This window comes from Hydrotalea sp. GW822-HT8A01 (genome assembly GCF_058798575.1).
In genome coordinates, this window is sequence record NZ_CM179506.1 from 68,581 (window position 1) to 91,662 (window position 23,082).

General features: G+C 37.2%; 20 protein-coding genes and 1 tRNA gene. 8 read left to right on the forward strand and 13 right to left on the reverse strand.

What is annotated here, in order from left to right; translation table 11 throughout:
• Positions 1-48: 48 nt before the first annotated feature.
• From AC3QLY_RS00250 to AC3QLY_RS00260, 3 genes are all read left to right on the forward strand, one after another.
• The gene (locus AC3QLY_RS00250) at positions 49-1,335 is read left to right on the forward strand and encodes a UDP-N-acetylmuramoyl-tripeptide--D-alanyl-D-alanine ligase (protein WP_492990216.1); all 1,287 of its coding nucleotides are present in this window, start codon (positions 49-51) and stop codon (positions 1,333-1,335) included.
• A 9-nt stretch (positions 1,336-1,344) separates the two neighbouring features.
• Positions 1,345-1,989, forward strand: a complete 645-nt coding sequence (locus tag AC3QLY_RS00255; RefSeq protein WP_074418051.1) for a Crp/Fnr family transcriptional regulator — start codon at positions 1,345-1,347, stop codon at positions 1,987-1,989.
• A gap of 406 nt (positions 1,990-2,395) precedes the next feature.
• A complete protein-coding gene (locus AC3QLY_RS00260; protein WP_492990218.1) occupies positions 2,396-2,830 on the forward strand; it encodes a DUF983 domain-containing protein in 435 nt (144 codons plus the stop codon).
• Positions 2,831-2,876: 46 nt separating this feature from the next.
• Here AC3QLY_RS00260 and AC3QLY_RS00265 read toward each other — a convergent pair whose 3' ends face one another.
• The 8 genes from AC3QLY_RS00265 to AC3QLY_RS00300 all read right to left on the reverse strand — a co-directional run bounded on the left by AC3QLY_RS00265 (position 2,877) and on the right by AC3QLY_RS00300 (position 11,108).
• Positions 2,877-3,413, reverse strand: coding sequence for a hypothetical protein (locus AC3QLY_RS00265; protein WP_288071946.1), 537 nt, complete (start codon positions 3,411-3,413; stop codon positions 2,877-2,879).
• Positions 3,395-4,141: a hypothetical protein gene (locus AC3QLY_RS00270; protein WP_492990220.1), complete on the reverse strand. Its 747-nt coding sequence runs from the start codon at positions 4,139-4,141 to the stop codon at positions 3,395-3,397. The genes AC3QLY_RS00265 and AC3QLY_RS00270 overlap by 19 nt, the downstream gene beginning before the upstream one ends.
• Before the next feature lie 79 nt (positions 4,142-4,220).
• A complete protein-coding gene (locus AC3QLY_RS00275; RefSeq protein WP_074418053.1) occupies positions 4,221-4,784 on the reverse strand; it encodes a hypothetical protein in 564 nt (187 codons plus the stop codon).
• Positions 4,785-4,858: 74 nt separating this feature from the next.
• Entirely contained in the window at positions 4,859-6,268 is a 1,410-nt protein-coding gene (locus tag AC3QLY_RS00280) for a beta-helix domain-containing protein (RefSeq protein WP_074418054.1), read from the reverse strand.
• A 41-nt stretch (positions 6,269-6,309) separates the two neighbouring features.
• Positions 6,310-9,117 carry a TonB-dependent receptor gene (locus tag AC3QLY_RS00285; protein WP_492990222.1) on the reverse strand — a complete coding sequence of 936 codons (2,808 nt, stop codon included), beginning with the start codon at positions 9,115-9,117 and terminating at the stop codon, positions 6,310-6,312.
• Between the two features lie 210 nt (positions 9,118-9,327).
• Positions 9,328-9,414: transfer RNA gene (locus AC3QLY_RS00290), tRNA-Ser, on the reverse strand.
• Between the two features lie 138 nt (positions 9,415-9,552).
• Positions 9,553-10,320 (reverse strand): TatD family hydrolase, encoded by a 768-nt coding sequence (locus tag AC3QLY_RS00295; protein WP_492990224.1) that lies wholly within the window; start codon positions 10,318-10,320, stop codon positions 9,553-9,555.
• A gap of 149 nt (positions 10,321-10,469) precedes the next feature.
• On the reverse strand, positions 10,470-11,108 hold the full coding sequence (locus AC3QLY_RS00300) for a polysaccharide deacetylase family protein (RefSeq protein ID WP_218331920.1): 639 nt from the start codon (positions 11,106-11,108) through the stop codon (positions 10,470-10,472).
• Between the two features lie 66 nt (positions 11,109-11,174).
• Between AC3QLY_RS00300 and gltX the strand changes: the two genes are divergently transcribed.
• The 4 genes from gltX to AC3QLY_RS00320 are packed head-to-tail and all read left to right on the forward strand — an operon-like array spanning position 11,175 to position 15,543.
• The gene (gene gltX / locus AC3QLY_RS00305; RefSeq protein WP_218331918.1) at positions 11,175-12,695 is read left to right on the forward strand and encodes a glutamate--tRNA ligase; all 1,521 of its coding nucleotides are present in this window, start codon (positions 11,175-11,177) and stop codon (positions 12,693-12,695) included.
• Between the two features lie 54 nt (positions 12,696-12,749).
• A complete protein-coding gene (locus AC3QLY_RS00310; RefSeq protein ID WP_492990226.1) occupies positions 12,750-14,288 on the forward strand; it encodes a glycosyltransferase family 39 protein in 1,539 nt (512 codons plus the stop codon).
• Between the two features lie 55 nt (positions 14,289-14,343).
• Entirely contained in the window at positions 14,344-14,763 is a 420-nt protein-coding gene (locus AC3QLY_RS00315) for a cobalamin B12-binding domain-containing protein (protein WP_074420990.1), read from the forward strand.
• A complete protein-coding gene (locus tag AC3QLY_RS00320) occupies positions 14,764-15,543 on the forward strand; it encodes an enoyl-CoA hydratase/isomerase family protein (RefSeq protein ID WP_074420989.1) in 780 nt (259 codons plus the stop codon). It begins immediately after the preceding gene.
• Positions 15,544-15,545: 2 nt separating this feature from the next.
• Here the strand turns inward: AC3QLY_RS00320 and AC3QLY_RS00325 are convergent, their stop codons facing one another.
• The 3 genes from AC3QLY_RS00325 to AC3QLY_RS00335 form a co-directional block, all read right to left on the reverse strand.
• On the reverse strand, positions 15,546-16,040 hold the full coding sequence (locus tag AC3QLY_RS00325; RefSeq protein ID WP_074420988.1) for a PH domain-containing protein: 495 nt from the start codon (positions 16,038-16,040) through the stop codon (positions 15,546-15,548).
• 48 nt (positions 16,041-16,088) lie between these two features.
• Positions 16,089-16,439, reverse strand: a complete 351-nt coding sequence (locus AC3QLY_RS00330; RefSeq protein WP_074420987.1) for a hypothetical protein — start codon at positions 16,437-16,439, stop codon at positions 16,089-16,091.
• 118 nt (positions 16,440-16,557) lie between these two features.
• Positions 16,558-16,887 carry an alpha-L-fucosidase gene (locus AC3QLY_RS00335; RefSeq protein WP_179855930.1) on the reverse strand — a complete coding sequence of 110 codons (330 nt, stop codon included), beginning with the start codon at positions 16,885-16,887 and terminating at the stop codon, positions 16,558-16,560.
• A 197-nt stretch (positions 16,888-17,084) separates the two neighbouring features.
• Here AC3QLY_RS00335 and fumC point away from each other — a divergent pair, with 197 nt between their 5' ends.
• A complete protein-coding gene (fumC, locus tag AC3QLY_RS00340; protein ID WP_074420985.1) occupies positions 17,085-18,479 on the forward strand; it encodes a class II fumarate hydratase in 1,395 nt (464 codons plus the stop codon).
• Positions 18,480-18,798: 319 nt separating this feature from the next.
• Here fumC and AC3QLY_RS00345 read toward each other — a convergent pair whose 3' ends face one another.
• Positions 18,799-19,890: an efflux RND transporter periplasmic adaptor subunit gene (locus AC3QLY_RS00345; protein ID WP_074420984.1), complete on the reverse strand. Its 1,092-nt coding sequence runs from the start codon at positions 19,888-19,890 to the stop codon at positions 18,799-18,801.
• 12 nt (positions 19,891-19,902) lie between these two features.
• Positions 19,903-23,073, reverse strand: coding sequence for an efflux RND transporter permease subunit (locus AC3QLY_RS00350; protein ID WP_492990230.1), 3,171 nt, complete (start codon positions 23,071-23,073; stop codon positions 19,903-19,905).
• Between the last annotated feature and the right edge of the window lie 9 nt (positions 23,074-23,082).

Below are 23,082 nucleotides of genomic sequence, written 5' to 3' on the forward strand. Positions count from 1 at the left end.
ACAACTTTTCAGTTAAATTTATATTGAAACAAATGATAAACCTATTGTATGATTAGCATTGACGCACTCTACCAAATTTACCTGCAATATCCGCAAGTACAAACCGATACCAGAAAAATAAAAAAAGATGACATATTCTTTGCATTAAAAGGACCCAATTTTAACGGTAATACCTTTGCGCTACAGGCTTTGCAACAAGGTGCAGCTTATGCAATTGTAGATGAGCAACCGGATATAAGCAATAATCGTATTTTTGTTGTGAATGATGTACTGCAAACCCTGCAGCAATTAGCTCTTCATCATAGAAAGCAATTCAACATTCCCTTTTTGGCCATTACAGGCAGCAACGGAAAAACCACCACAAAAGAATTGGTGAGCACTGTGTTGAGTAGCCATTTTAAATGCTATACTACTCTGGGAAACCTCAATAACCATATTGGTATACCACTCACTATTTTACAGGTAAAACAAGATGCCCAAATAGCTGTAATTGAAATGGGTGCCAATCACCAAAAAGAAATTGCCGGTTATTGCACTTATACCCTGCCTACCCATGGCATTATTACCAATTGTGGTAAAGCACATTTAGAAGGTTTTGGTGGTATAGAAGGCGTTCGCAAAGGCAAAGGTGAACTGTATGATTTTATTAGAACGCATAACGGCATGGTATTTATGAATGCTGATTATGATTACTTACAGGAAATGAGCAAAGGCATCCATCTTAAACTAACTTATGGTACGGCCAATGCAGATATTATTGGCAATATACAGGAGAACAATTATTTTCTATCGGTACAACTTACAAAAGGCACAAAGGAAATCAGCCATATCAAAACGCATTTAGTTGGCGATTACAATTTACCCAATATTTTATGTACAGTAGCCGTAGGTAAACACTTTAATGTGCCGGAACAAAAAATAAAAGATGCCATTGAAGCTTATCAGCCCAATAACAGCCGTTCGCAACTGATTCAATTCAACAACAACCACATTATTTTAGATGCATACAATGCCAACCCCACCAGCATGAAGGCTGCCATTGAAAATTTTGCTAAAATGCCCGGAAAGGAAAAGGTAGTTATGATTGGCGGTATGATGGAATTGGGTGAAGAAAGCCTTGCAGAACATCAGAATATTGTGCATTTACTGGAACAATTTAAATGGCATGCGGTTATATTGGTTGGAGGCGATTTCAGCCTGGTAAAACATAACTACCTTTACCTGAATAATGCTTCAGAAGCCAGTAAGTGGTTACGCGAACAAAATTTTCATCAGGCGTATATCTTAATTAAAGGCTCCAGAAGTATGCAAATGGAAAAAATAATTAACACGTAAAGAATAGCTATGCAGCCACTTTATAAAATGTTTCCACAGTTAGAACCTGCTTTATTGCAGGAAATAGAAGCAAACAGTATTCTAAAAACCATTCCTGCAGACGAAATATTAATCAGAACAGGCCAATATATTAAAAGTGCATTATTGGTTGTAGAAGGCACATTGAAAATATTCAGAGAGAATGAAGATGGTGGTGAGTTTTTAATGTACTACCTGCAACCCGGCGAAGCCTGCGCCATTTCATTGGTATGTGCTTCAAAAATGGAAGCCAGTAAAGTAATGGTAAAATCGGTTGAAGAAAGTGTCATTATGATGGTACCCATTCATTTAATGGACCAATGGATGAGCAAATACAAAAGCTGGTATTATTACGTTTTAGAAACCTACAGAAATCGCTTTGAAGAACTGTTGTTATTAATTGATCATATTGCATTCAGAAATATGGATGAGCGATTAATTTTTTATCTGAAACGTTACTCCAAAGCACACAAAAGCAATCAAATTAATTTATCGCACCAGCAAATAGCAGATGAGTTGAACTCATCAAGAGAAGTTATTTCAAGATTGTTAAAAAAACTTGAACAAAAGAATTTACTAAGCCTTTCAAGAAATACAATTGAGTTAAAAGAAACTTTTCATAAAGAAATGATTTAGCAAAGTAACATTTGTCACATTTTTTACATGGATTCATTTTCAACTTTGCAGTAAATGAATTTGTGCGAATGAAACTTTTTACTTTACGAAAGAAACTAATACCAACAGATAGTTATTTGAAAACTTTTTTTCTGAATGGTGCCATTGTAATTGATCTCCGACCGCGTACAGCTTATCAAAACGAGCATGTAGCAAATACCATAAATATCCCCTTTGAACAGATATAAAATGCTATTCCTGTACTTTTGCAGATAAAAAGGATATATATTTTAGTGTGCGAAACCGGTGCAGCCAGCAGTATAGCTGTTAATATGCTGAGGGCTGTTGGTATTGAAGCTTATAATGGCGGTAGCTGACAACAACTAAACGAACAGGTATTTTGTTAAGTAAAAAATGATTAAACAATATGCGTAACCATTCAAAAAATCCGGGCTATTTAATTGCCACGCTTACCAATAAATGCCCAAGATGCAGACAGGGCAATATTTTCGTTACCAATAATGCCTATGATTTTAAACACAATATGGATATGCATGAAAAATGCCCTGTGTGTGGGCAGCCTACTGAAGTAGAAGAAGGATTTTATTATGGTACAGGTTATGTTAGCTATGCATTATCAGTAGCATTCTTTGTGAGTACATTTGTTGTCTGGTGGGTACTTATTGGCATGTCGTTCGATATTGATGATATGCGTATATTTTATTGGATGGGTACGGCCATTGTACTCATCATTCTTATTCAACCTTTTATTATGCGGTTATCACGTTCCTTATGGCTAAGCTGGTTTGTAAAATACGATCCCGATTGGGCTAATCATCCTGTAAAAGACAAATTATATTAATCTACATTTTATTCTTTCACATCCATACCAAACCGTACACAAATCATTAAAAAAATAATTGATACTGCATTGTCAACGTATTCAATCTGCCATTGTTATTGATGGTATTGTTTTCTACAACGTAAACAGGCCGGTTTTGCAAATCGAGAGATATTTTGGCTTGCTGCCCATTTATTAAATAGTGAACACCTATATTAATGGTATGCGTATACAAACCATTTAACTTATCATATTTTGCCAATGTAGAAAATACATCAGGCAAAAATTTGCCCTTTTCATTTCCTGTTTTATTACCGGTTAAACTATTAGTAGCATTCAATAAAGTGCCGTTAGCAGGATTCATAATACCGTTATAGCACAAATAATTACTACCATAATTGGTATTAAAATAGCCAATATAAGCTGAAATAGCAGAACCTTTTTGTGTATTTAGAGGCATATCTAAAAAACTTTCAACAGCAAAATGTTGCATGGGTTGATAGGCTGTACCATTATTATTTAAATGCCAGGTTGCATTGAGTTGATAAATACCACCTATGGCTACATTAAAAATTTTTCTTTTTCCTAAATAGGTTCCTGCCATGTAGGATGTAGTGTGTGGTTCCTGTTCAAAAAACTGATAGATGATATAAGCCTGTTGCTGTAATGAATGTTTTTTTGAGCAAAGTTGGCATCATTACCAATGGGTGGCAAATTAGTTACGGAAGAAGTAATTTGGAAAGGATCGCTCAAAATAAAACGATAGTCAAACTTGCCTAATTGGCCCCGTGCATACACACTTAACTTTCTGCTAAAAATCTCGGTTTGATCTACAGTTGTTTGTGCAAACACCGGCACATCAGTGGTTAGGATAGAACTTATACCTGGCTGTGTAAACCGGGAAAGGCCGGTAGCAATGGTAAGACCGGCGCCTATTTTCAGCGTATTATCTTCTGCAAAACTATACTCACACAATGTATCATGAAAAAAAGTCGCAATTTTTCTGTTACCATTACTGTTATATTGCGCATTAAAATTATTTTGACCAAATTGAAAGTAAAGAAAAGCCCTATCCGTTATTTTCCTAAACATTTGAATCCGCGTTCTACGCAGGCCTATATCAAATGTATTTTTTTGCGATTCGCCTTCAACCAGACTACCCAGACTACCCGGATTGTTTTGGTTAAACCGGAGCCAGGTTTGATTTAGAAATGTAAATTGAAAATAGTGACTGCCTGATTCATTCAGTGCAAATCGTAATCCATTTTGCTGCTGAGCATAACCGCCGGTTATGGTAAACATAACCAAATAAACCATTCGTACAAATGTCATAGTTAATTTGTCAAAACGGTAATATAAAGTATAAAAAACGACGTTACAAACAGTTTTACACAAAATTTAAAAAAGAAGGCTATTTTGTCTTTTTGTTTACTGTGCGTTTAAATCGTGCAGTATCATTTGCATAATGGGTGCCATGTAAAAAATCATACCGACTACGCACCAAAAAATCGGTAAGATTTATAGTTTGCTGCATGATTGCACGTTTACCCTGAAATTGTTGTTCAATAGTAACAGACAATATCAATTGATATTGCAGAGTATCTGAATGATGTACCCAAGTGTTGCTATTCTGTTTTGCATTCAATAGTTGAAAGGTATCAGTATCCTGCTGCCAGAGTATGCCTTTCGGTGTACAATAAATTTTATTTAAAACAGATTGAACTGAATCGCCGTGCTGCATTTTATATTGGTATACATGAATCAACAGATCGTTTCGCCGGCTAAAATACTGATAGGTGGTATCCTTTCCATTCACTATCCGCCAGTTTTCATTGCCAAATACATTTTGAATACTATCCATTAAATGTACAGGCATTAATGCAATTGTATCTTTCACAGAATTGGCAGATGGTTTTTTGTCAGCACAACTTAGCAAAACAATGCTTATCAAAAAAAAGAAAGCAACATTTCTCATGCTAAATACATTAAATATTTCATAAACACAAACAGCCCTGTACGATACAAGGCTGTTTGTTAAAGTATTTTATATTAGTTGAATTTAGTCCAGCTTTTCCACCAGGTATCTCCGGGTGCACAAGCACCTATATAAGCCACCGGTGTAAACCAGGCATTTAATTTGGGATTACCAAAAGCAGCACCCGATTTAGCAGGAGAAGCTGCAGTAGGATTGAAATCGGGTGAACTGTAATTAAATGGATCGCCTAAAGCCACATCACTATTGTTATCTAAAATTGCGTTGCCATTGGCAGCAGTATTAAACCAACTTAAAATAGAAGCATCTGTTGCACCGGTAGGTGCAGTGGTGGATGGTGCATATTTTACCGGTGCAGTGCAACCTGCAATGATGGTATTTTGAACATAGAGGCTGGGTGTAGCAGCTGTAATGTTTAAATCGGTTGGAGTGCCTTTGCTGGCATCAATCAACAAACCCTGCGGCCATCCGGCAATAATAGAATTCATGATGCTGATACTGGAATTTCTTCTGATTTGTGCACCACACAAAAACAAACTATTGCCTTTATTATTTAATTGTGCTTTAGGCCCTAAAACAGTCATATTACTAAAAACAGCATTTGTTTGAGGTAATAACGTACTACCATTTGCGTCGTTATCGCTTTCAAAAGCTTCACTTTTCGAAATATCGGCTACAGCACTATCACGCAGGGCAATACCAAACTGCACTTTTCCCTGAAAACCGTTATCCGTATCAAAATCATCATCTAATGTTCTAAAAGAAATCATGTGTTTGCAATTTACAGTACCGCCAAACCACTCAAATGAATCATCGTTGGCATAAGATACCTGCACATAATCTACCACAGTGCCATTTCCTACACCACCAAAGGTTAAACCATTAATTTCTTTATCGGGTAAAAATGCATACCCTGCATATTCAATTCTAACATAACGTAAAATTCCACTGTTATCAGCAGGATTTGAACTGGAACCTAAACCATACAAGCCCAAACCATCAGCATTATTAATACCGCCTTCAATTTCACCTACACCTGTCTGTCCATTAAAAGAAGCATTGGTGGGCGCCTGACCTAATAAAACAACACCCGACCAATCGCCACGTTGCGGATTGGGCGATTCAGATGTAAATACAATGGGTTTATCGGCAGTTCCATCGGCAATAATTTTAGATCCCCGTGTAATAACTAATCCGCCTGCTTTGTTTAATTCGCCTACAATTTTAGTACCCGGCTCAATGGTTAAAATGGCACCTTCAGTTACATACACCAATCCTCTTAATTTATAGGTATAATTGGCTTTTAAAGTAGTATTTACTTTAATTCTACCTTCTAAAATAGTATTTTCCACCCCCGGTGTTGGTGCAGGATTAGGATTGATGGTGGTGCCCCCATCCATTTCAATTTTGCGGCAACCGGTTATCACTAAAAGTGCCGTAGCCATGAATAAAATAGTTTGTTTCATACGTGATGAAGATTTGGTTTAGAAATGTGTTTTCTGTTTTTTTATTTAAGAATTGTATAAGCAAATGATAAGGTTACATTGGTTCCATATTTTTTTCTGATAGCCAGTGCATCAGTACCTGCATCGTATTTTTTATTATCATTCAAATCATGATAAAAACGTGCTTCCTGGTTAATGATATCAGAAATATTTAATTTAATTTCCGCTCTGTTTTTTAATACTTTTTTGGCAATCTGCATGTCTAATAAAGGCCTTGGCGCTTCCCATACCGGTGGATTATCGCTGCCACCCACATAATAAATTCGGCGGCCTATTTGATTGAAAAGTAGGGTGGTATTCAGTCCGATTGATGGAACATCATATTGCAAGCCAATATTCAACAAGTAAGGACTTTGTCCCTGCATGGGCCTGCCTAAACTTGGCACACGATTGTAGATGTAAGACAAGTTACCCTGTACTGTAAAGTTTTTGAGCGCAGTGGTAAAGTCTAAGCGCTTTCTAAATTCAATTTCAGCACCAAAACTTTGCGCATCATCAGGAGAAATATAATTAAAGGTACCTGAACTACCTGCGCCTGTATTATTAAAATAAAGCTCAGTAGGATTTTGAAAATATTTATAAAATACACCTACATTCAATATTTCACCTGCTTTAGGATAGAACTCATAGCGCAAATCAAAATTGGTTACTTTGGTACGGGGCAAATTAGGATTACCCGTAATAGTTGCACCTAAATCAAAATCATAAAATGAAAAAGAAGACAACTCTCTAAACTCTGGGCGGATAACAGTTTGCGAGCCTGCTAAACGAAGATTAACAGCGTTAGTTAATTTATAGGTAGCATTTAAGCCGGGTAGCACATCTAATTTTTCGGTATGAAGATAACGGGGATCGGTTTTGCGTACACTGCCCAATAACTGATCAAAATTCTCAACCCTGGCACCCCAAATAATACGCAGTTTGTTGTGCAGTAATTGGTTATCGATTTGTAAAAAACCTGCATTTAAAATAGAGTTGGCTAAATAGCGGTAACGAATATCATATATTTCATTAAAAGCAAATTTATTATCGGTACCATTTCCAAAATTTTGAGCGCTAAAAACAACCGATGGATCCTCTAAACGAAGTGTCGGATTATCGACAGGTAAATAAATTGCAAATGGGCGTGAATCGAACAACCTATCTTTTACCTGAAAAAAGTAACCGGCTTTTATATTTTGTAATTGATTGTTCCAACGTAATGATTTGATAATATTGGCACCTGTTGTATAAATATAATCATTTAAAAACCCGTAATACCTGCTGCCACTACGTTGCGAGGTTTTTGAGGCACTGATTAACAATGCGTAAGGTGATGAAGGAATAGATGGATCTTCCTGATTATATTGCAAACGCCGCTGATCGGGAATGTATTGATCTAAAATAGCAAAGCTGCCAAACCAATCTAATTTTACTTTCAGAGCTGGTATAAAATGTTCTCCGGAAAGGTTGGTATTGTAATAAGTATTGGCTTTAAACGCCAGTTCAGATGCACGAATATTATCGCCTATAGTTGAGTTGCTTTCAAAATCTTTCCCGGTTCTGCCTGTAGTATAATCAGATGTATTTACGTTGAAAATATTTTTCCAAGATAGTTTATTGTAATTACCCAATTGCAATGTTAATGAACCCAATGCACCCCATAACACATCGTTAGCATATTTGTTGTTGGAATAATCAAAATTTACGCTTGCCTGATTATTGGAAAATGAAAAAATTCTATTTTTAAAAAAGATACGGCGTGGGGTTAAATTATAGTTTAATGCAAACACACACCCCAGTTTATTACGGTTACCCATTGCTGTATTAAAACCACCTGCTACTCTAAAGTTTTTAGATATTAATTGGAGGGTATTATTTTGTGGATTGGCTGTCCATACATTCTCAAATAATTTTCCATAGGTGGTTTTTTGTTCAGGTGTTAATTCATTAAACACCGATTTAGAAGGAAGGCCGGCAGGCAAAGCACGGGTACCATCATCAAATCCTAAAAAATCGAGTTTGCCACCTTTATAATTATAAAAATCATGACCAATGGTTTGGGTATTAAAACCGGTACCCACTTGTACTTCCATAAACTTTTTTAATGGTACATCGTTGGTGGTAATTTGCACCAATCCACCGGCCCACTCACCTGAATATTCAGGCAAAAATGTTTTATTGATAATAATATTATCAATAATGTTAGAAGGAAAAATATCAAAAGCAAAAGTTTTACGATCGGGTTCAGTACTACTCAATAAAATACCATTTAGCATGGCCTGATTGTAACGATCGGCTAAACCGCGAACTACCAAATAACGGCCATCAATAACCGATAATCCCGGAATACGTTTCAACACCTCACCTGTATTGCGGTCGGGTGTACGTTTAATGGCTTCTGCAGAAAGAACCTGTGCTACTACTGCCGTATTTTTTTGGTATTGAATAGCACTGTTTATGGTTTCTACTTTAGCTTGTGTTCTGGAGGAGGCTTTTACGGTAACATCGCCTAAATTATTACCGGCATCCATTAAGTGAACAGAAAGCTGATCGGTATTGCTGCCGGCATTAACATCGGTAATGGTTTTAGTCTGATAGCCCACATATGCAATTTGAAGTGTATATTTTTTACCGGGAATAGCTTTAAAAGAAAAAATCCCATCTACATTGGTTTTAATTACCATTTGCATATCGCCGCTAATAGTAATGGTAGCGCCTGTTAAAGGTTCATTTTTACTTCCGGTTACTTTACCCTGAATGGTTACTGTTTGTGCAACCACTGCAATAAAAAAGAAACAAGGAATGAGTAATAAAATTATTTTCTTCACAAACAATGGCTTTGTTTGGCGCAAAAGTATTGGTGAGAATAACAGTTAAAGAAGATTTAGTATTAAGCAATTATTAAGTTTATTAAGTTTATTATAATTTCATCAAAATAACTTGGAACAATGCTTTTAAGCTGTTTATGTACTAAAAAATTAACTGAAAATTAATATTGAAGAAGAAGGAAATTCAAGGAAAACAACGAAAGATAAAAGCAGAGGGGAAGGGATTCGAACCCTCGATACGGTTTCCCGTATACACACTTTCCAGGCGTGCTCCTTCAACCACTCGGACACCCCTCTGTATAATGCCATTTGCTGCTGTGCTTGTTGCAGATGAACGGATTGCGACGCAACAGCAGCACAACCGGAGTGGCTCAGCCGGTATTAAAAATACCAAATTGAATCCATTTACCGGGCGGCAAAAATAGTTGTTCCTTGTTACACATGAAATATTTTTTCAGCATTCGCTGTTGTGATAGCGGCCAAATCTTCTAAAGTAAGGCTTTTAATGGTAGCCAAATATGTTGCTATATATTGCAAATAACTACTTTCATTTCTTTTGCCACGGAAAGGAACCGGGGTTAAATAAGGGGCATCCGTTTCCAAAACCATGTGTTCAACCGGTATTTTTTCTAATGCAGCAGGTAAACCCGCATTTTTATAAGTGAGCACCCCACCAATACCCAACATAAAATCCATATCAATTATTTGTTTGGCACTTTCATAACTACCACTAAAACAATGAAAAATCCCGGTTAACCCTTTCTGTGCAAATGGCTTTACGCGATTGATGGTTTCCTGCATGGCATTGCGGGTATGAATTACGATGGGTAATTTTTTTTCGAGCGCCCATTGCATTTGCAAATCAAATGCCTGATATTGCTGTCGCATGAAAGTTTTATCCCAATAAAAATCAAGCCCAATTTCACCAACTGCCGCAAAAGGCCTTTTGTTCAGCCATTCTTCTACAATTTGCAAGGCATTGTTAACTGATTCGTTTACTGAACAGGGATGCAGCCCCATCATCGAAATACAATTTCCCGGATATTTTTTTTCCATATCCATCATAGCGCTGTAAGTAGCAGCATCTATGGCAGGTAAAAACATTTTTGTAATTCCGGACGCAATGGCACGGTGCACAACAGCATCTCTGTCTTCATTAAATTCTTCAACATACAAATGGGTGTGTGTATCAATCAGCAGCATAAAAAATTATTTTTTTCACAATAATAATGAACAGGCAACGTTTAAGTGTTGCGATTGTCCGTCAGAAAAAAGTTAAAAAGAACAAATTAAATTTTGTTTTCATAGGGTACGGAATAAACAGGGCCGGAGTATTTACTCTGGCCATTTTTTTATAAAGGAATAGTTTTAAACTGATATCCTTTTTCGGTAAAATGAGCCAACACCTTTGGCAATACATTTTTTAAATGTGGAAATGCTTTTACACTATCATGAAATACAATGATAGAGCCGGGTTGCGCATGGGTTACCACATTCGCCAAACATTCAACAGATGAAATCCGGGTATCAAAATCGCCACTCAGCACATCCCACATAATTACACGAAATGTTCTTTGCATGGATGAATTGGCAGGACGTTGCAATATACCGGCCTGAAAACGGGTAATGCGCCCATAAGGTGGCCGGAATAAGTTGGAATCAATATATTTAGCAGCTTCAAAAACATCATTAAAATAAAGCGTATTATTGGTTTTCCATCCGTCCAAATGCCGGAAGGTATGGTTACCAACAGCATGACCTTCTGCAAGTATTCGTTCATAGATTTCGATATATTCTGCTACATTTTTTCCCAAACAAAAAAAAGTAGCTTTTGCATGGTATTGTTTCAAAACATTTAATACAAAAGGTGTTGCTGCTATTTCCGGGCCATCATCAAAAGTTAAAAATAAAGTTTTTTCCTTTACCGGAATACGCCAGGTTAATGCCGGATACAATTTACTTAACCACCAGGGTGTTTTTACAAAGTACATGGTACAAAGATATTTCTAAATACTTTTATCAGTACAGAAAGTAAGCGGCAGTATTATCTTTGCAGCATGAAGAATAAAAAAGTAAGGGTTCGTTTTGCCCCATCGCCCACCGGTGGTTTACATTTAGGAGGTGTACGCACCGTATTATTTAATTATTTATTTGCCAGGCAACACAAGGGCACTTTTGTTGTAAGAATAGAAGATACCGACCAGACCCGCTTTGTAGAAGGGGCTGAACAATATATATTTGACTGTTTACAATGGTGCGGATTAAAACCGGATGAAAGCCCTGTTAACGGTGGCCCATTTGCGCCATACAGACAAAGTGAAAGAAAAGACATTTATAAACAATATGCCTTACAATTAGTTGAAAAAGGCTATGCCTATTATGCATTTGATACGCCCGAAGCCTTAGATGCTCAACGTAAAGCAATTCCTAACTTTCAATACAATCATCAAACCCGCAGGCAATGCACCAATTCGCTTACTTTAAACCCAGAAGCTGTGTTAGAAAAATTGGCCGGCAATGCCCCTTATGTAATACGTATTAAAATGCCGGAGAACGAAACGGTTACCTGCCATGATTTAATTAGAGGAACTGTTGAATTTAATACCGGTTTAAGTGATGATAAAGTTTTATTGAAAGCAGATGGCATGCCTACCTATCACCTTGCAGTTGTGGTTGATGATTATTTAATGCAAATTACCCATGCATTCAGAGGAGAAGAATGGCTACCCAGCGCACCGGTACATATATTGCTTTGGAAATATTTGTTTGGATTAGATAAGATGCCACAATGGGCGCATTTACCGTTGATATTAAAACCCGATGGTAATGGAAAGCTCAGCAAACGCGACGGGGAAAGATTGGGCTTCCCAGTATTTGCCATGGATTGGACTGACCCCGCCACCGGCAATACTACTACCGGATTTAAAGAACGTGGTTTTTTACCCGAAGCTTTTGTGAATATGCTGGCCATGCTGGGCTGGAATGATGGTAGCGGACAAGAAATATTTTCATTACAGGAACTGATTGAAAAATTTTCGATTGAACGAATACACAAAGGCGGCGCAAAATTCGATTATGAAAAAGCCAAATGGTTTAACCATAGCTGGTTACAACAATTACCTGTACAACAGTATGCAGACAAAGTAAAACCCTATTTTGTTAAAGCAGGTATTACCATAGCAGATGATGCTTATTTGCATAAAGTAATGGAATTGATGAAAGAACGTTGCCAGGTATTACCGGATTTTGTGGAGCAATCTGCCTTTTTCTTCAAACATCCGGAACATATAGATACGGCCTCCATTGCCGGAAAATGGAACTCAGCCAAACAACAATTTTTTGCAGAACTGATTCGCAATTTAGAATTGGCCACCATTTGGAATGCAGAAAATTTAGAAAAAGATTTTAAAGAAATGGCTGCAGCACATCAGCTAAAACCCGGCGAACTGATGTTACCGCTTCGTATTATGCTGGTAGGTGGCAAATTTGGGCCGCATGTTTTTGATATTGCGGCTGCTATTGGCAGGGAAGCAACCATTCACCGGATAAAACATACCCTACAACTAATGCAGGCATAATTGTAAAAAAATGAATAGGAATATAGCAGTATGCTTTATCTTAATGCAAAAAAGATGAAGGCTATATATAAACTCCTGTTTTTTCTGTCATTAATACAATTGTTGCTTCCATTTTTTTTGCAGAGCAGTTTTTATGAACCCCACCGCGATGAATTTTTATATTTAGCTGAAGCCATGCATATAGCCTGGGGTTATTTAGAAGCACCGCCCCTGCTTTCTTTTTTGGGATGGATAACCAATTGGTTAGGTGATGATATATTCTGGATTAAAATATGGCCTGCTTTATTTGGCAGTTGTACCTTTCTTCTGGCAGGTAAAATCATTATTCAATTAGGTGGCAAGAGCCTGGCTTTATTATTTGGATGGCTGCCTTTTATTTTTGGTGGTTACTTACGTTTGTTTTATTTATTTCAACCTAATTTTTTAGAAGTATTTTTTTATACTGCTATTGGCTTTTGCTGGCTGCAATGGATTATTACACAAAATAATAAATGGATTTATTTCAGCGGAATTGCTTTGAGTTTAGGGTTGTTGAGCAAAGATTCTGTGGCATTTTATGCCATTGGTATTGCTATTGGTTTGCTGCTCACCCAACATAGAAAAGTATTCGGCAAACCGGATATTTATTTAGCTGCATTACTTGCCTTGCTGATTTTTTTACCCAATATCATCTGGCAATACCTGCACAACTTTCCTTTTATACACCATATGCAATTACTAGAACAATCACAATTAATACATATAGGTTACAAAGATTTTTTAACGGGGCAGTTACTCATGAATCTGCCTTGTTTTTATATATGGCTTACCGGACTAATCTGGGTATTCTTTTTACCTGAAGGAAAAAAATTCAGATTATTTGGATGGACTTATCTTACTGTGATTTTTTTATTGTTAGTAATGCATGGAAAGGATTATTATGCCTTAGGACTTTATCCTATTTTATTTGCCTTTGGCGGTTATGCTTTTGAACAGTTTACGCAAGGTCATGCACGTTGGTTAAAATATCCTGCATTAGCCTTTTCAATATTATTGGGTTTATTTGCACTGCCAATATTATTACCTGTTGCAACGCCAGAAAAATTAGCAAGCTATTATTCGCAAACACATTTAAACCAAACAGGTTTATTTAAATGGGAAGACCAAAAAATGCATCCATTGCCACAAGATTTTGCCGATATGATAGGCTGGAAAAGCACTACCACTAAATTGGCTAATTTTTACAATAGCATACCGGAAAATGAAAAAAGCACCACCCTTATTTTCAGCCGTAATTACGCATTTGCAGGTGCCATGAATTATTACGGCAGTCAATACCACTTACCTGAAGTATATAGCAATGAGGCATCTTTTTTATTATGGATGCCCAATCATTACCACATTCAAAACATTATTCTAATAGCTAAACACCTACCCGATTTAAACGACACTGCTTTTCATTTCTTTGAAAAATTTGCAGTAATCGACTCGCTGAATAATCCGTTAGCCAGAGAAAATGGTACAAAAATTATATTTTTTCAAAATGCCAATCCGCAACTAAACCCATGGTTAGATAAAAGAATAGCCAGGTTAAAAGCACCTTATTACCGATAAGTTATAAAATAAATATGCTTTACTTACTTTTGCCAACACAATTCAATACGATTGCATGACAACAGTAATGAACAGGCCCATTAGGGTATTAGTAGCAAAAGTGGGGTTAGATGGACACGACAGGGGTGCCAAAATTATTGCCACTGCCCTTCGGGATGCCGGGATGGAAGTAATTTATACCGGATTGCGACAAACACCTGAAATGGTTGTAAATGCTGCTTTACAGGAAGATGTAGATGCCATTGGGGTTAGTATATTAAGTGGCGCACACATGACAGTTTTTCCCCGTATACTAGAATTGATGAAAGAAAAACAAATGCATGATGTTTTACTAACAGGCGGCGGCATTATTCCCGATGATGATATGAAAACACTACAACAATTAGGCGTTGGCAAATTGTTTGCACCGGGTACACCTGTTAGCGACATTGCCAATTATATTCAGGAGTGGACCATTGAACACCGAAAATTTTAAATGATGTATACTAGTATTTTAACCGAATTAAACAACCACATATTTACCATTACTATTAACCGGCCCGATAAGTTGAATGCCTTAAACAAAGCTGTTTTCGACGATTTGAATAAGGCATTGGATGAAGTGTATACCAACGATGAAATTTTATCTGCAGTCATTACTGGTACAGGTACCAAAGCATTTGTAGCCGGCGCCGATATTACTGAATTTAAAGGCCTGTCTGTTGAAGAGGGAAAAGCATTGGCTAAAGCCGGACAAGATACTTTTTTCCGTATTGAGAACTGCCCAAAGCCCATTATTGCCGCCGTCAATGGATTTGCGTTAGGTGGTGGTTGTGAGTTAGCCATGAGCTGCCATTTTAGGGTAGCATCTAATAATGCCAAATTTGGCCAGCCTGAAGTAAATTTAGGTTTAATACCCGGCTATGGTGGCACACAACGCTTGGTACAATTAATTGGTAAAGGCCGTGCCATTGAATTATTAATCAGCGGTAATATGATTGATGCCAAAACTGCTTTGCAGTATGGCATAGTAAATCATGTTTTTGAACCCGAACAATTATTACCGGAAACTTACAAGCTGCTAGCCAACATCAATACCAAAGCACCTTTGGCCATTGGCGCCTGCATTAGTGCCGTAAATGCCGCTTTTGATGAAGCCAGAGATGGTTATGCGGTAGAAATTGATGCTTTTGGCTTTTGCTTTGCAACCGATGATATGCAGGAAGGAACCCAAGCTTTCATTGAAAAAAGGAAACCTGTATTCAGCGGAAAATAAATTTATAACATAAAGGGGAATAAATCATCCGGTATTTGGTACGCAGCAATATTTTTTAAATACGGCAAATTTTTTGCACCGGTTACTACTACTGAAACCTCTGTAGCACTACAATTGGGGAAGCAAACCATACGCCAGTGCCCAACAGTGGTAATAGCAATAGATTGCTGAACCTCACCATGCAAACTAACGGTAATGATAAGGCTACTTATGGCCTGGCCGCTTGTTATGTCTTCTTCCAATACCATACAATTCAGCATAATTGGTTCTTTAAAAACATAGTTGTATCCCAGATATCTTCTTTTCACAGATTTTTTGTTCAGATGCACCGTATTAACCACCGCATTAACTTTCAGGAGTTCTGTTTTAAAAGCCTTATCAAGCATTGCTTTAAAACCTATTAAAGCTGCTGAATCGGGTGAACTAAACCGCCCTTGCCGGTTGGGTGGCACATTGAGTAATAAATTAGCACCCCTGCCAATACTTTTTGCATACAAACCAAACAATTACTGTGGCGTTTTTACCAAACTATCTTCATTGGCATGCTAAAACCAACCCGGCCTGATACTAACATCACACGCTGCAGGTATACAACAACAACCATTGTAATTACCCGATTGTAAAGTATCTGGAAGAGGTGCACCTATGCCACGGGTAAATCCGGCGGTATCTAAAATATTCCAATTTGTAGTTCCTGCAATACCTTTTTCATTGCCCACCCACCGAATATCTGGACCAATATCACTAAAAATGAGAGTTTCAGGTGAATGTTGACGTACCGTTTTTTGAAAAAACGGCCAATCATACATTTGTTTTTCCCCATTAGGCCCTTCCCCATTGGCACCATCCCACCACAATTCAGTTATATGCCCATAATTTGTAAAAATTTCTTTCAAATATTTACAAATACAGTATTATATGCCGGGGTGCCATATTGAGGATGGTTCCTATCCCAAGGCGATAAATACACCCCAAACTTTAAACTTTTTGCTTTACAGGCTTCAGCACAGGCTTTTAAAACATCTCCCCTACCATTTTGCCATTTACTTTGGGCCACCGTATGTGTACTGAATTTACTGGCCATAAACAAAAACCATCATGGTGTCTGGCCATAAGTATAATGCCTTTAGCACCCACCGCTTTGGCAATACGTGCCCATTGATTACAATCTAATGCTGTTGGGTTAAAAACACTTTCCGGCTCATCACCCAAACCCCATTCTTTATTGGAAAATGTATTGGTACCAAAATGAACAAACAGGTAAAACGACTGATCCTGCCATACCAATTGCGCTTTTGAAGGTAGTGGTAATATTTGTAAACCATTTGCACCGGTTTGTGACATGCCAAATGTTGAAAAAACAAATAAAAAAAGGAATAAGTATATTTTAAACATAATACATTTTTCATTTTGCAATACTAATATTACTACAATATCTTCCATGCTTCAACAAATCCTACATTTTTAAACCCAAATAAAACTTAGTCATAACTTTGCGCCGTCTTCAAAAAGTTATTTTATTATCCTAAAAAATATACAGCATGGAATACAGAATTGAAAAAGATACCATGGGCGAGGTAAAAGTACCCGCACATGTATACTGGGGTGCACAAACAGAAAGAAGCGTAGAAAATTTTAATATTGCAAGAGATATTAATCAAATGCCCAAACCTATTATTCAGGCATTTGCTTATTTAAAAAAGGCTGCTGCTTTGGCCAACTTTGAGTTGGGTGTTCTACCGGAAGAGAAATGCACCGCCATTAGTGCTGTTTGTGATGAAATTTTAGACGGAAAATTAGATGACCAGTTTCCGTTGGTAGTATGGCAAACCGGCAGCGGCACACAAAGCAATATGAATGTAAATGAAGTAATTGCCTACCGAGCACATGTATTAAAAGGCGGACAATTAACCGATAAAGAGAAGTTTTTACACCCGAACGATGACGTGAATAAATCACAATCATCTAACGATACCTTTCCAACAGCCATGCACATTGCAGCTTATAAAATGTTGATAGAAACGACTATCCCCGGTATCACCAAACTGAGAGATACTTTAGCTGAAAAAAGTAAGGCATTTATGCATGTGGTTAAAATTGGCCGTACCCATTTTATGGATGCAACGCCATTAACCTTAGGACAGGAATTTAGTGGCTATGTAGCACAACTTACACATGGTTTAAAAGCCATTCAAAACAGCTTATCGCATTTAAGTGAACTGGCTTTAGGCGGTACTGCTGTGGGCACCGGTATTAATACCCCCAAAGGATATGATGTATTGGTGGCAAAAAAAATAGCGAAATTAACCGGTTTACCTTTTGTTACTGCACAAAATAAATTTGAAGCCTTAGCAGCCCATGATGCGATTGTTGAAGCACATGGTGCTTTAAAAACGGTAGCAGTTAGCTTAATGAAAATTGCCAATGATATACGCATGTTGTCATCCGGCCCACGGAGTGGCATTGGCGAAATTCATATTCCCGACAATGAACCCGGTTCTTCTATCATGCCCGGGAAAGTGAACCCAACCCAATGTGAGGCTTTAACCATGATTGCTGCACAGGTAATGGGGAATGATGTGGCCATTAATATTGGCGGAGCTACCGGTCATTTTGAATTGAATGTATTTAAACCCATGATGGTATACAATTTTTTACACAGTGCCCGTTTAATTGGCGAAGGCTGTGTAAGTTTTAATGACAAATGCGCCATCGGCATTGAGCCTATTGAAGCCAATATTAAAAAGCATGTAGACAATTCATTAATGCTGGTTACTGCTTTAAACACCAAAATTGGCTATTACAAAGCCGCTGAAATTGCGCAAAAAGCACATAAAGAAGGCACTACTTTAAAAGAAATGGCGGTAAAATTAGGCTATGTTACTCCTGAGCAGTTTGATGAATGGGTTGTACCGGCTAATATGGTAGGTTTATAGTTTTGAATGGCAATTAACATGTATTAAATAATACATTACTCATTTTAACAAAAACAGAAACGTCTATTTATTTGGCAATTTGTAGAACTCTATAAACGAATGAAATGAATACATTATTCAAACATCTATTTTTTCTAAACAAACACTAAATCATTATTTATAACGCGTTGTGCTATTACGCTCTGAAAATCATACTGGACTTAGGTTTCAATAAACTTGGCTCAACAACCATTAGTTATACATAGTTTACTAAAACACCATTAGGCAATGAGTTTCAAACGAAAACATATTTTAATAGCACAACACGTTATGTATATTTTTATTGAAATTTTGGGTTCAGGTTAATTCCTGTATTTATTTGATCTGTTCCGTTAACTAATAAAGTATCACCTTCCGATAAGTTACCGAAAATTTCCGTTTTATTTTCCACAGAAATCCCATTGCGAACTTCCACCCATTCTGTTTTCCCATCTTTCAACTGGATAACAAAACGTTTTTCCTGATTGGTTACAATTGCAGTAGAAGGTACCATAAAAGAAGGTGTTGACCTGTAAAATGTTAAGATAGCATTTGCAAACATGCCTGGTTTTAATTGATTTTCTTTGTTTACATAAAGAAATTCCCAGATTTCCGTTCTATTAGTAAGATTTAAAGCACCTGATTTTCTGGATAGTTTAGCCTTGAATAAAACATCTGGATAAGCATCGACTGTAAACTTAACAGAAGCGCCTTCTACGTTAGCTGAGACATAAGCCTCCGGTACGGGCAAGCGTAAACGAAGGATACTATTATTTTCTACTATCAAAATAGGATTGGTATTTCCTGTTCCCACCAATGTGCCGGGATCAACATTTCGTTGGGTTACTATACCGTTGAAGGGAGCACGAATTATCAGGTAATTTTTTAATTGTGCATAAGCATTAAGCCTGTATTTTGCAGCTTCTAATGTCGCACTATCTGCCAACATCTGACTTTTGATTCTTTCTATTTCCCCTGCTGCAATTGTACCCTCTACTTTTGCTGCATTCAAGGTACGATTGTATGCATCCAAACTTCCCATATATTTTGACCGTGCTGTTTGAACATCAGAATGATTTTGTGCATAATTGGCAATTATTTCAGGTGCTTCCAAAACCGCTAAAACTTGTCCTTCCTGAACCCAATCTCCAATATCTACTTTCAGGGTTTTAATATAACCGGGTACTTTAGTATATATTTCGGCCTTCTCTAATGGAAGAAATTCGCCGGGGAAGGAAACTTCCTTGTTGAAGGTTTCTTTTTTCAAAATAAAAGCTGCAACTGAATCTGTTATAGCTGTTGGCATTTGTAATCTGTTTTCTTTGTTTTTACAACCCATTGCAAGTGCAAAAGTTGCAATGGTAAAAATCAATATGCCTTTAATATTTTTCATGCTAATGTTGGTTTATAAAGATGAATTATTTGTATTGCCTGCTTCATAGTAAATACTATTTTCGTCTTCGGGGTCAAACGAAAGGTTTTTGTAAGGTTGATTCCCAACTACATAAGAATATATCATTGGTAAGAATATGAGTGTACTAACAGCAGAGAATATCAAACCTCCTATTACTGCTATTGCCAAAGGGGCAGACTGATCGCCACCTTCTCCTATACCCAAAGACATAGGTATCATCCCGGCAATCATAGCAATATTTGTCATTAATATAGGTCGCAAGCGGTTAAACGTAGCACTGAGAGTAAAGCCGGATGAAAAATCTCGTTTACGATGGAGTTCTGCATTTGTAACAAACAAAATTGCGTTGGCTACTGCTACACCAACAGCCATAATAGTACCCATATAGGATTGTATGTTTAATGTTTTTCCAGTTAACAATAACAACAATATAGATCCCGCTACTACTGTAGGTATGATGGAAAGAATAGTAAGTGAAAGTTTAAATGACTGAAAGTTTACTGCTAACATTAAAAAAATCACTATAATAGCAATCAATAACCCCGATTGTAGTTCACTCATGGTTTCATGGAGTAATTCTGATTGGCCCCTTACCATTATTTTTACACCTTGTGGAAGCTGACTTAAAGAGGCTATTTTAACATTTACTTCTTTAAGGGCTGTACCTAAGTCTTTATTATTAATATTGGCAGTAATAGTAATGAAGCGTTGCTGATTAATGCGGTCATATTCACCTGGCGTAGTAATTCTTTGCATAGAGGCAGCATCTCTTAAATAAACAGGGTTACCAATATTGCCCGAAACAGGTACCAGTCCCAGTTGTTCATTACTGTTTATTTTGTATTGCGGGTATTCTATCTGCACCTGATAAGCTATCCCCGAACTTTTATCTAACCAATAATTGGGTTGCGTAAATCGGCTTGATGAAGTGGCTGCCACTGTTGATTTGCTGATTTGATCAACAGTTAACCCTAATTGGCCTGCTTTCACTCTATCAATGTCTATTTTAATTTCTGGGTAATCTAATGGTGTTGCAATTTGAACATCTCTTAAATAAGTAATACTTTTCAATTTATTGTTTAATTTTTCCGCAATTACTCTTGATTGAGAAAGATCTCTGCCCAATACTGCAATTTCAATTGGGTTACTGGAACCTAAGTTTAAAACTTGCTCTACTAAATCACCTGGCTCAAAAGATATTGTTGCATCAGGAAGTGATTGGTGCACTGCTTCTCTCATTTGTTCTTTAAAATTTTCAATACCAATACCTGCCTCTTTATTAAGGTTGATTTTAATTACAGATTCCTGCGGGCCGCTTGTCCATAAGTAAACAAGGTTAATTGGAAAACTAGAAGGTTGTGTGCCAATAAAAGCAGAACTAGCTGCTATATTCCCTTTCGTTATACTATCTGCTAAATGCAAAAGTTTTTGTGTAGCACTTTCAGTTCGTTCTATTCGGGTTCCGGTTGGCATTCTCAACCTAACTTGTGCCTGCCCTGCATCTACTTTTGGAAATATATCCGTACCTATTAATGAAAATAAGATTACTACTAAAACCATTGAACCTAAAACATAAGCCATGGATTTCCATTTTGCTCCTTTAATAAATTGTTCCAGCCAAACAATATACTTATGGCGAAATATTTCAAAGCGAGTTTCTTTGTGGCTGCCTGAATGATTAAACTGATTGCCTTTTAATATCCAATTTGAGAATACGGGAATAATTGTATTTGAAATAAGAAATGAGGAAATCATCGCAAAGCCAACTGACAACGACAAAGGAAGGAACATTCCTTCGGGAACCCCACTCATAAAAAGGGATGGTACAAATACTGAAAGAATGCAAAGCAGGATTAGCAGTTTGGGAATAAAAATTTCCCTGCAACCATCAAGAATAGCTTTACCTTTAGATTTACCCATCTCCAAATGCCGATGAATATTTTCAATTGTCACCGTTCCCTCATCCACCAGAATACCAACAGCTAACGCCAACCCTCCCAACGTCATTATATTGATAGTTTGACCAAACAAGTTCAACAATATAATCGCTGACAAAATTGACATCGGAATAGTTAACACAACAATTAAGGCACTTCTTTGGTCGCCTAAAAAAAGTAATACCATCAACCCTGTTAGTATGGCTCCAAGAGCACCTTCAAATGAAAGACTCTTTACTGAGTTGATTACATAACCAGACTGGTCAAATTCATAAGCCACTTTAATATCGCTGGGTACTGCTGCCTGCATATCTGGCAGAGCCGCTTTTACTCTTTGAACCACATCCCAGGTAGAAGCGTCTGAGCGTTTGGTAACAGGGATGTAAACGGAACGTTTGCCATTTACCAAAGCATAACTTGTAGTTATATCTGAACCAATATTTACACTGGAAATATCCCGAATGTAAACAGTTGGCCCTGTGCCTATCCTAATGGGCACATTTGCCAATTCCTGCACATTATTGACAACTGCATTCTGAGACGTAATTAAAGTTTTGTCTCCCTCTCTTATATTACCAGCAGGTGTAATGCTATTTGCTTTTGCTAATGCCTGAACTATCTCATCAGGTGAAAGATTATATTCCCTTACTTTATTTGGATCAACATTTACTATAACTGTTTTCTGATTGCCACCAAAAGGAGGTGGGGCAGATACTCCCGGAAGCGTAGCAAACATAGGCCGTACCCTGAAAAGTGCAAGATCAGATATCTCACCTAATGTTCTGGTTTTAGAAGTAAAGACCAATTCTCCAACCGGCACACTTCCCGCATCAAAACGGGTAATAAATGGCGGCACGGTTCCAGGTGGCATGAAGGCTTTTGCCCTATTTACATAACCTACCACTTCTGCCATTGCCTGGCTCATATCAGTGCCTTCATTAAATTGTATTTTAATGAGCGCTGCTCCCTGAATAGATTTCGATTCTACAAACTTAACACCGGTTACGTATAAAAAATGATATTCGTAATAAGAAGTAACAAAACCTTCCATTTGTTCTGGTGATAATCCGCCATAAGGTTGAGCCACATAAACAGTTGGCAATCCTAACTGAGGGAAAATATCGACCCTCATTTTTTTAATAGCCAAATATGAAAAAAACAGGATAGCTAATATAACTACTACAATAGTAACGGGTTTTTGCAATGCTCCTTTTAGTAAATTCATAATTTGTTT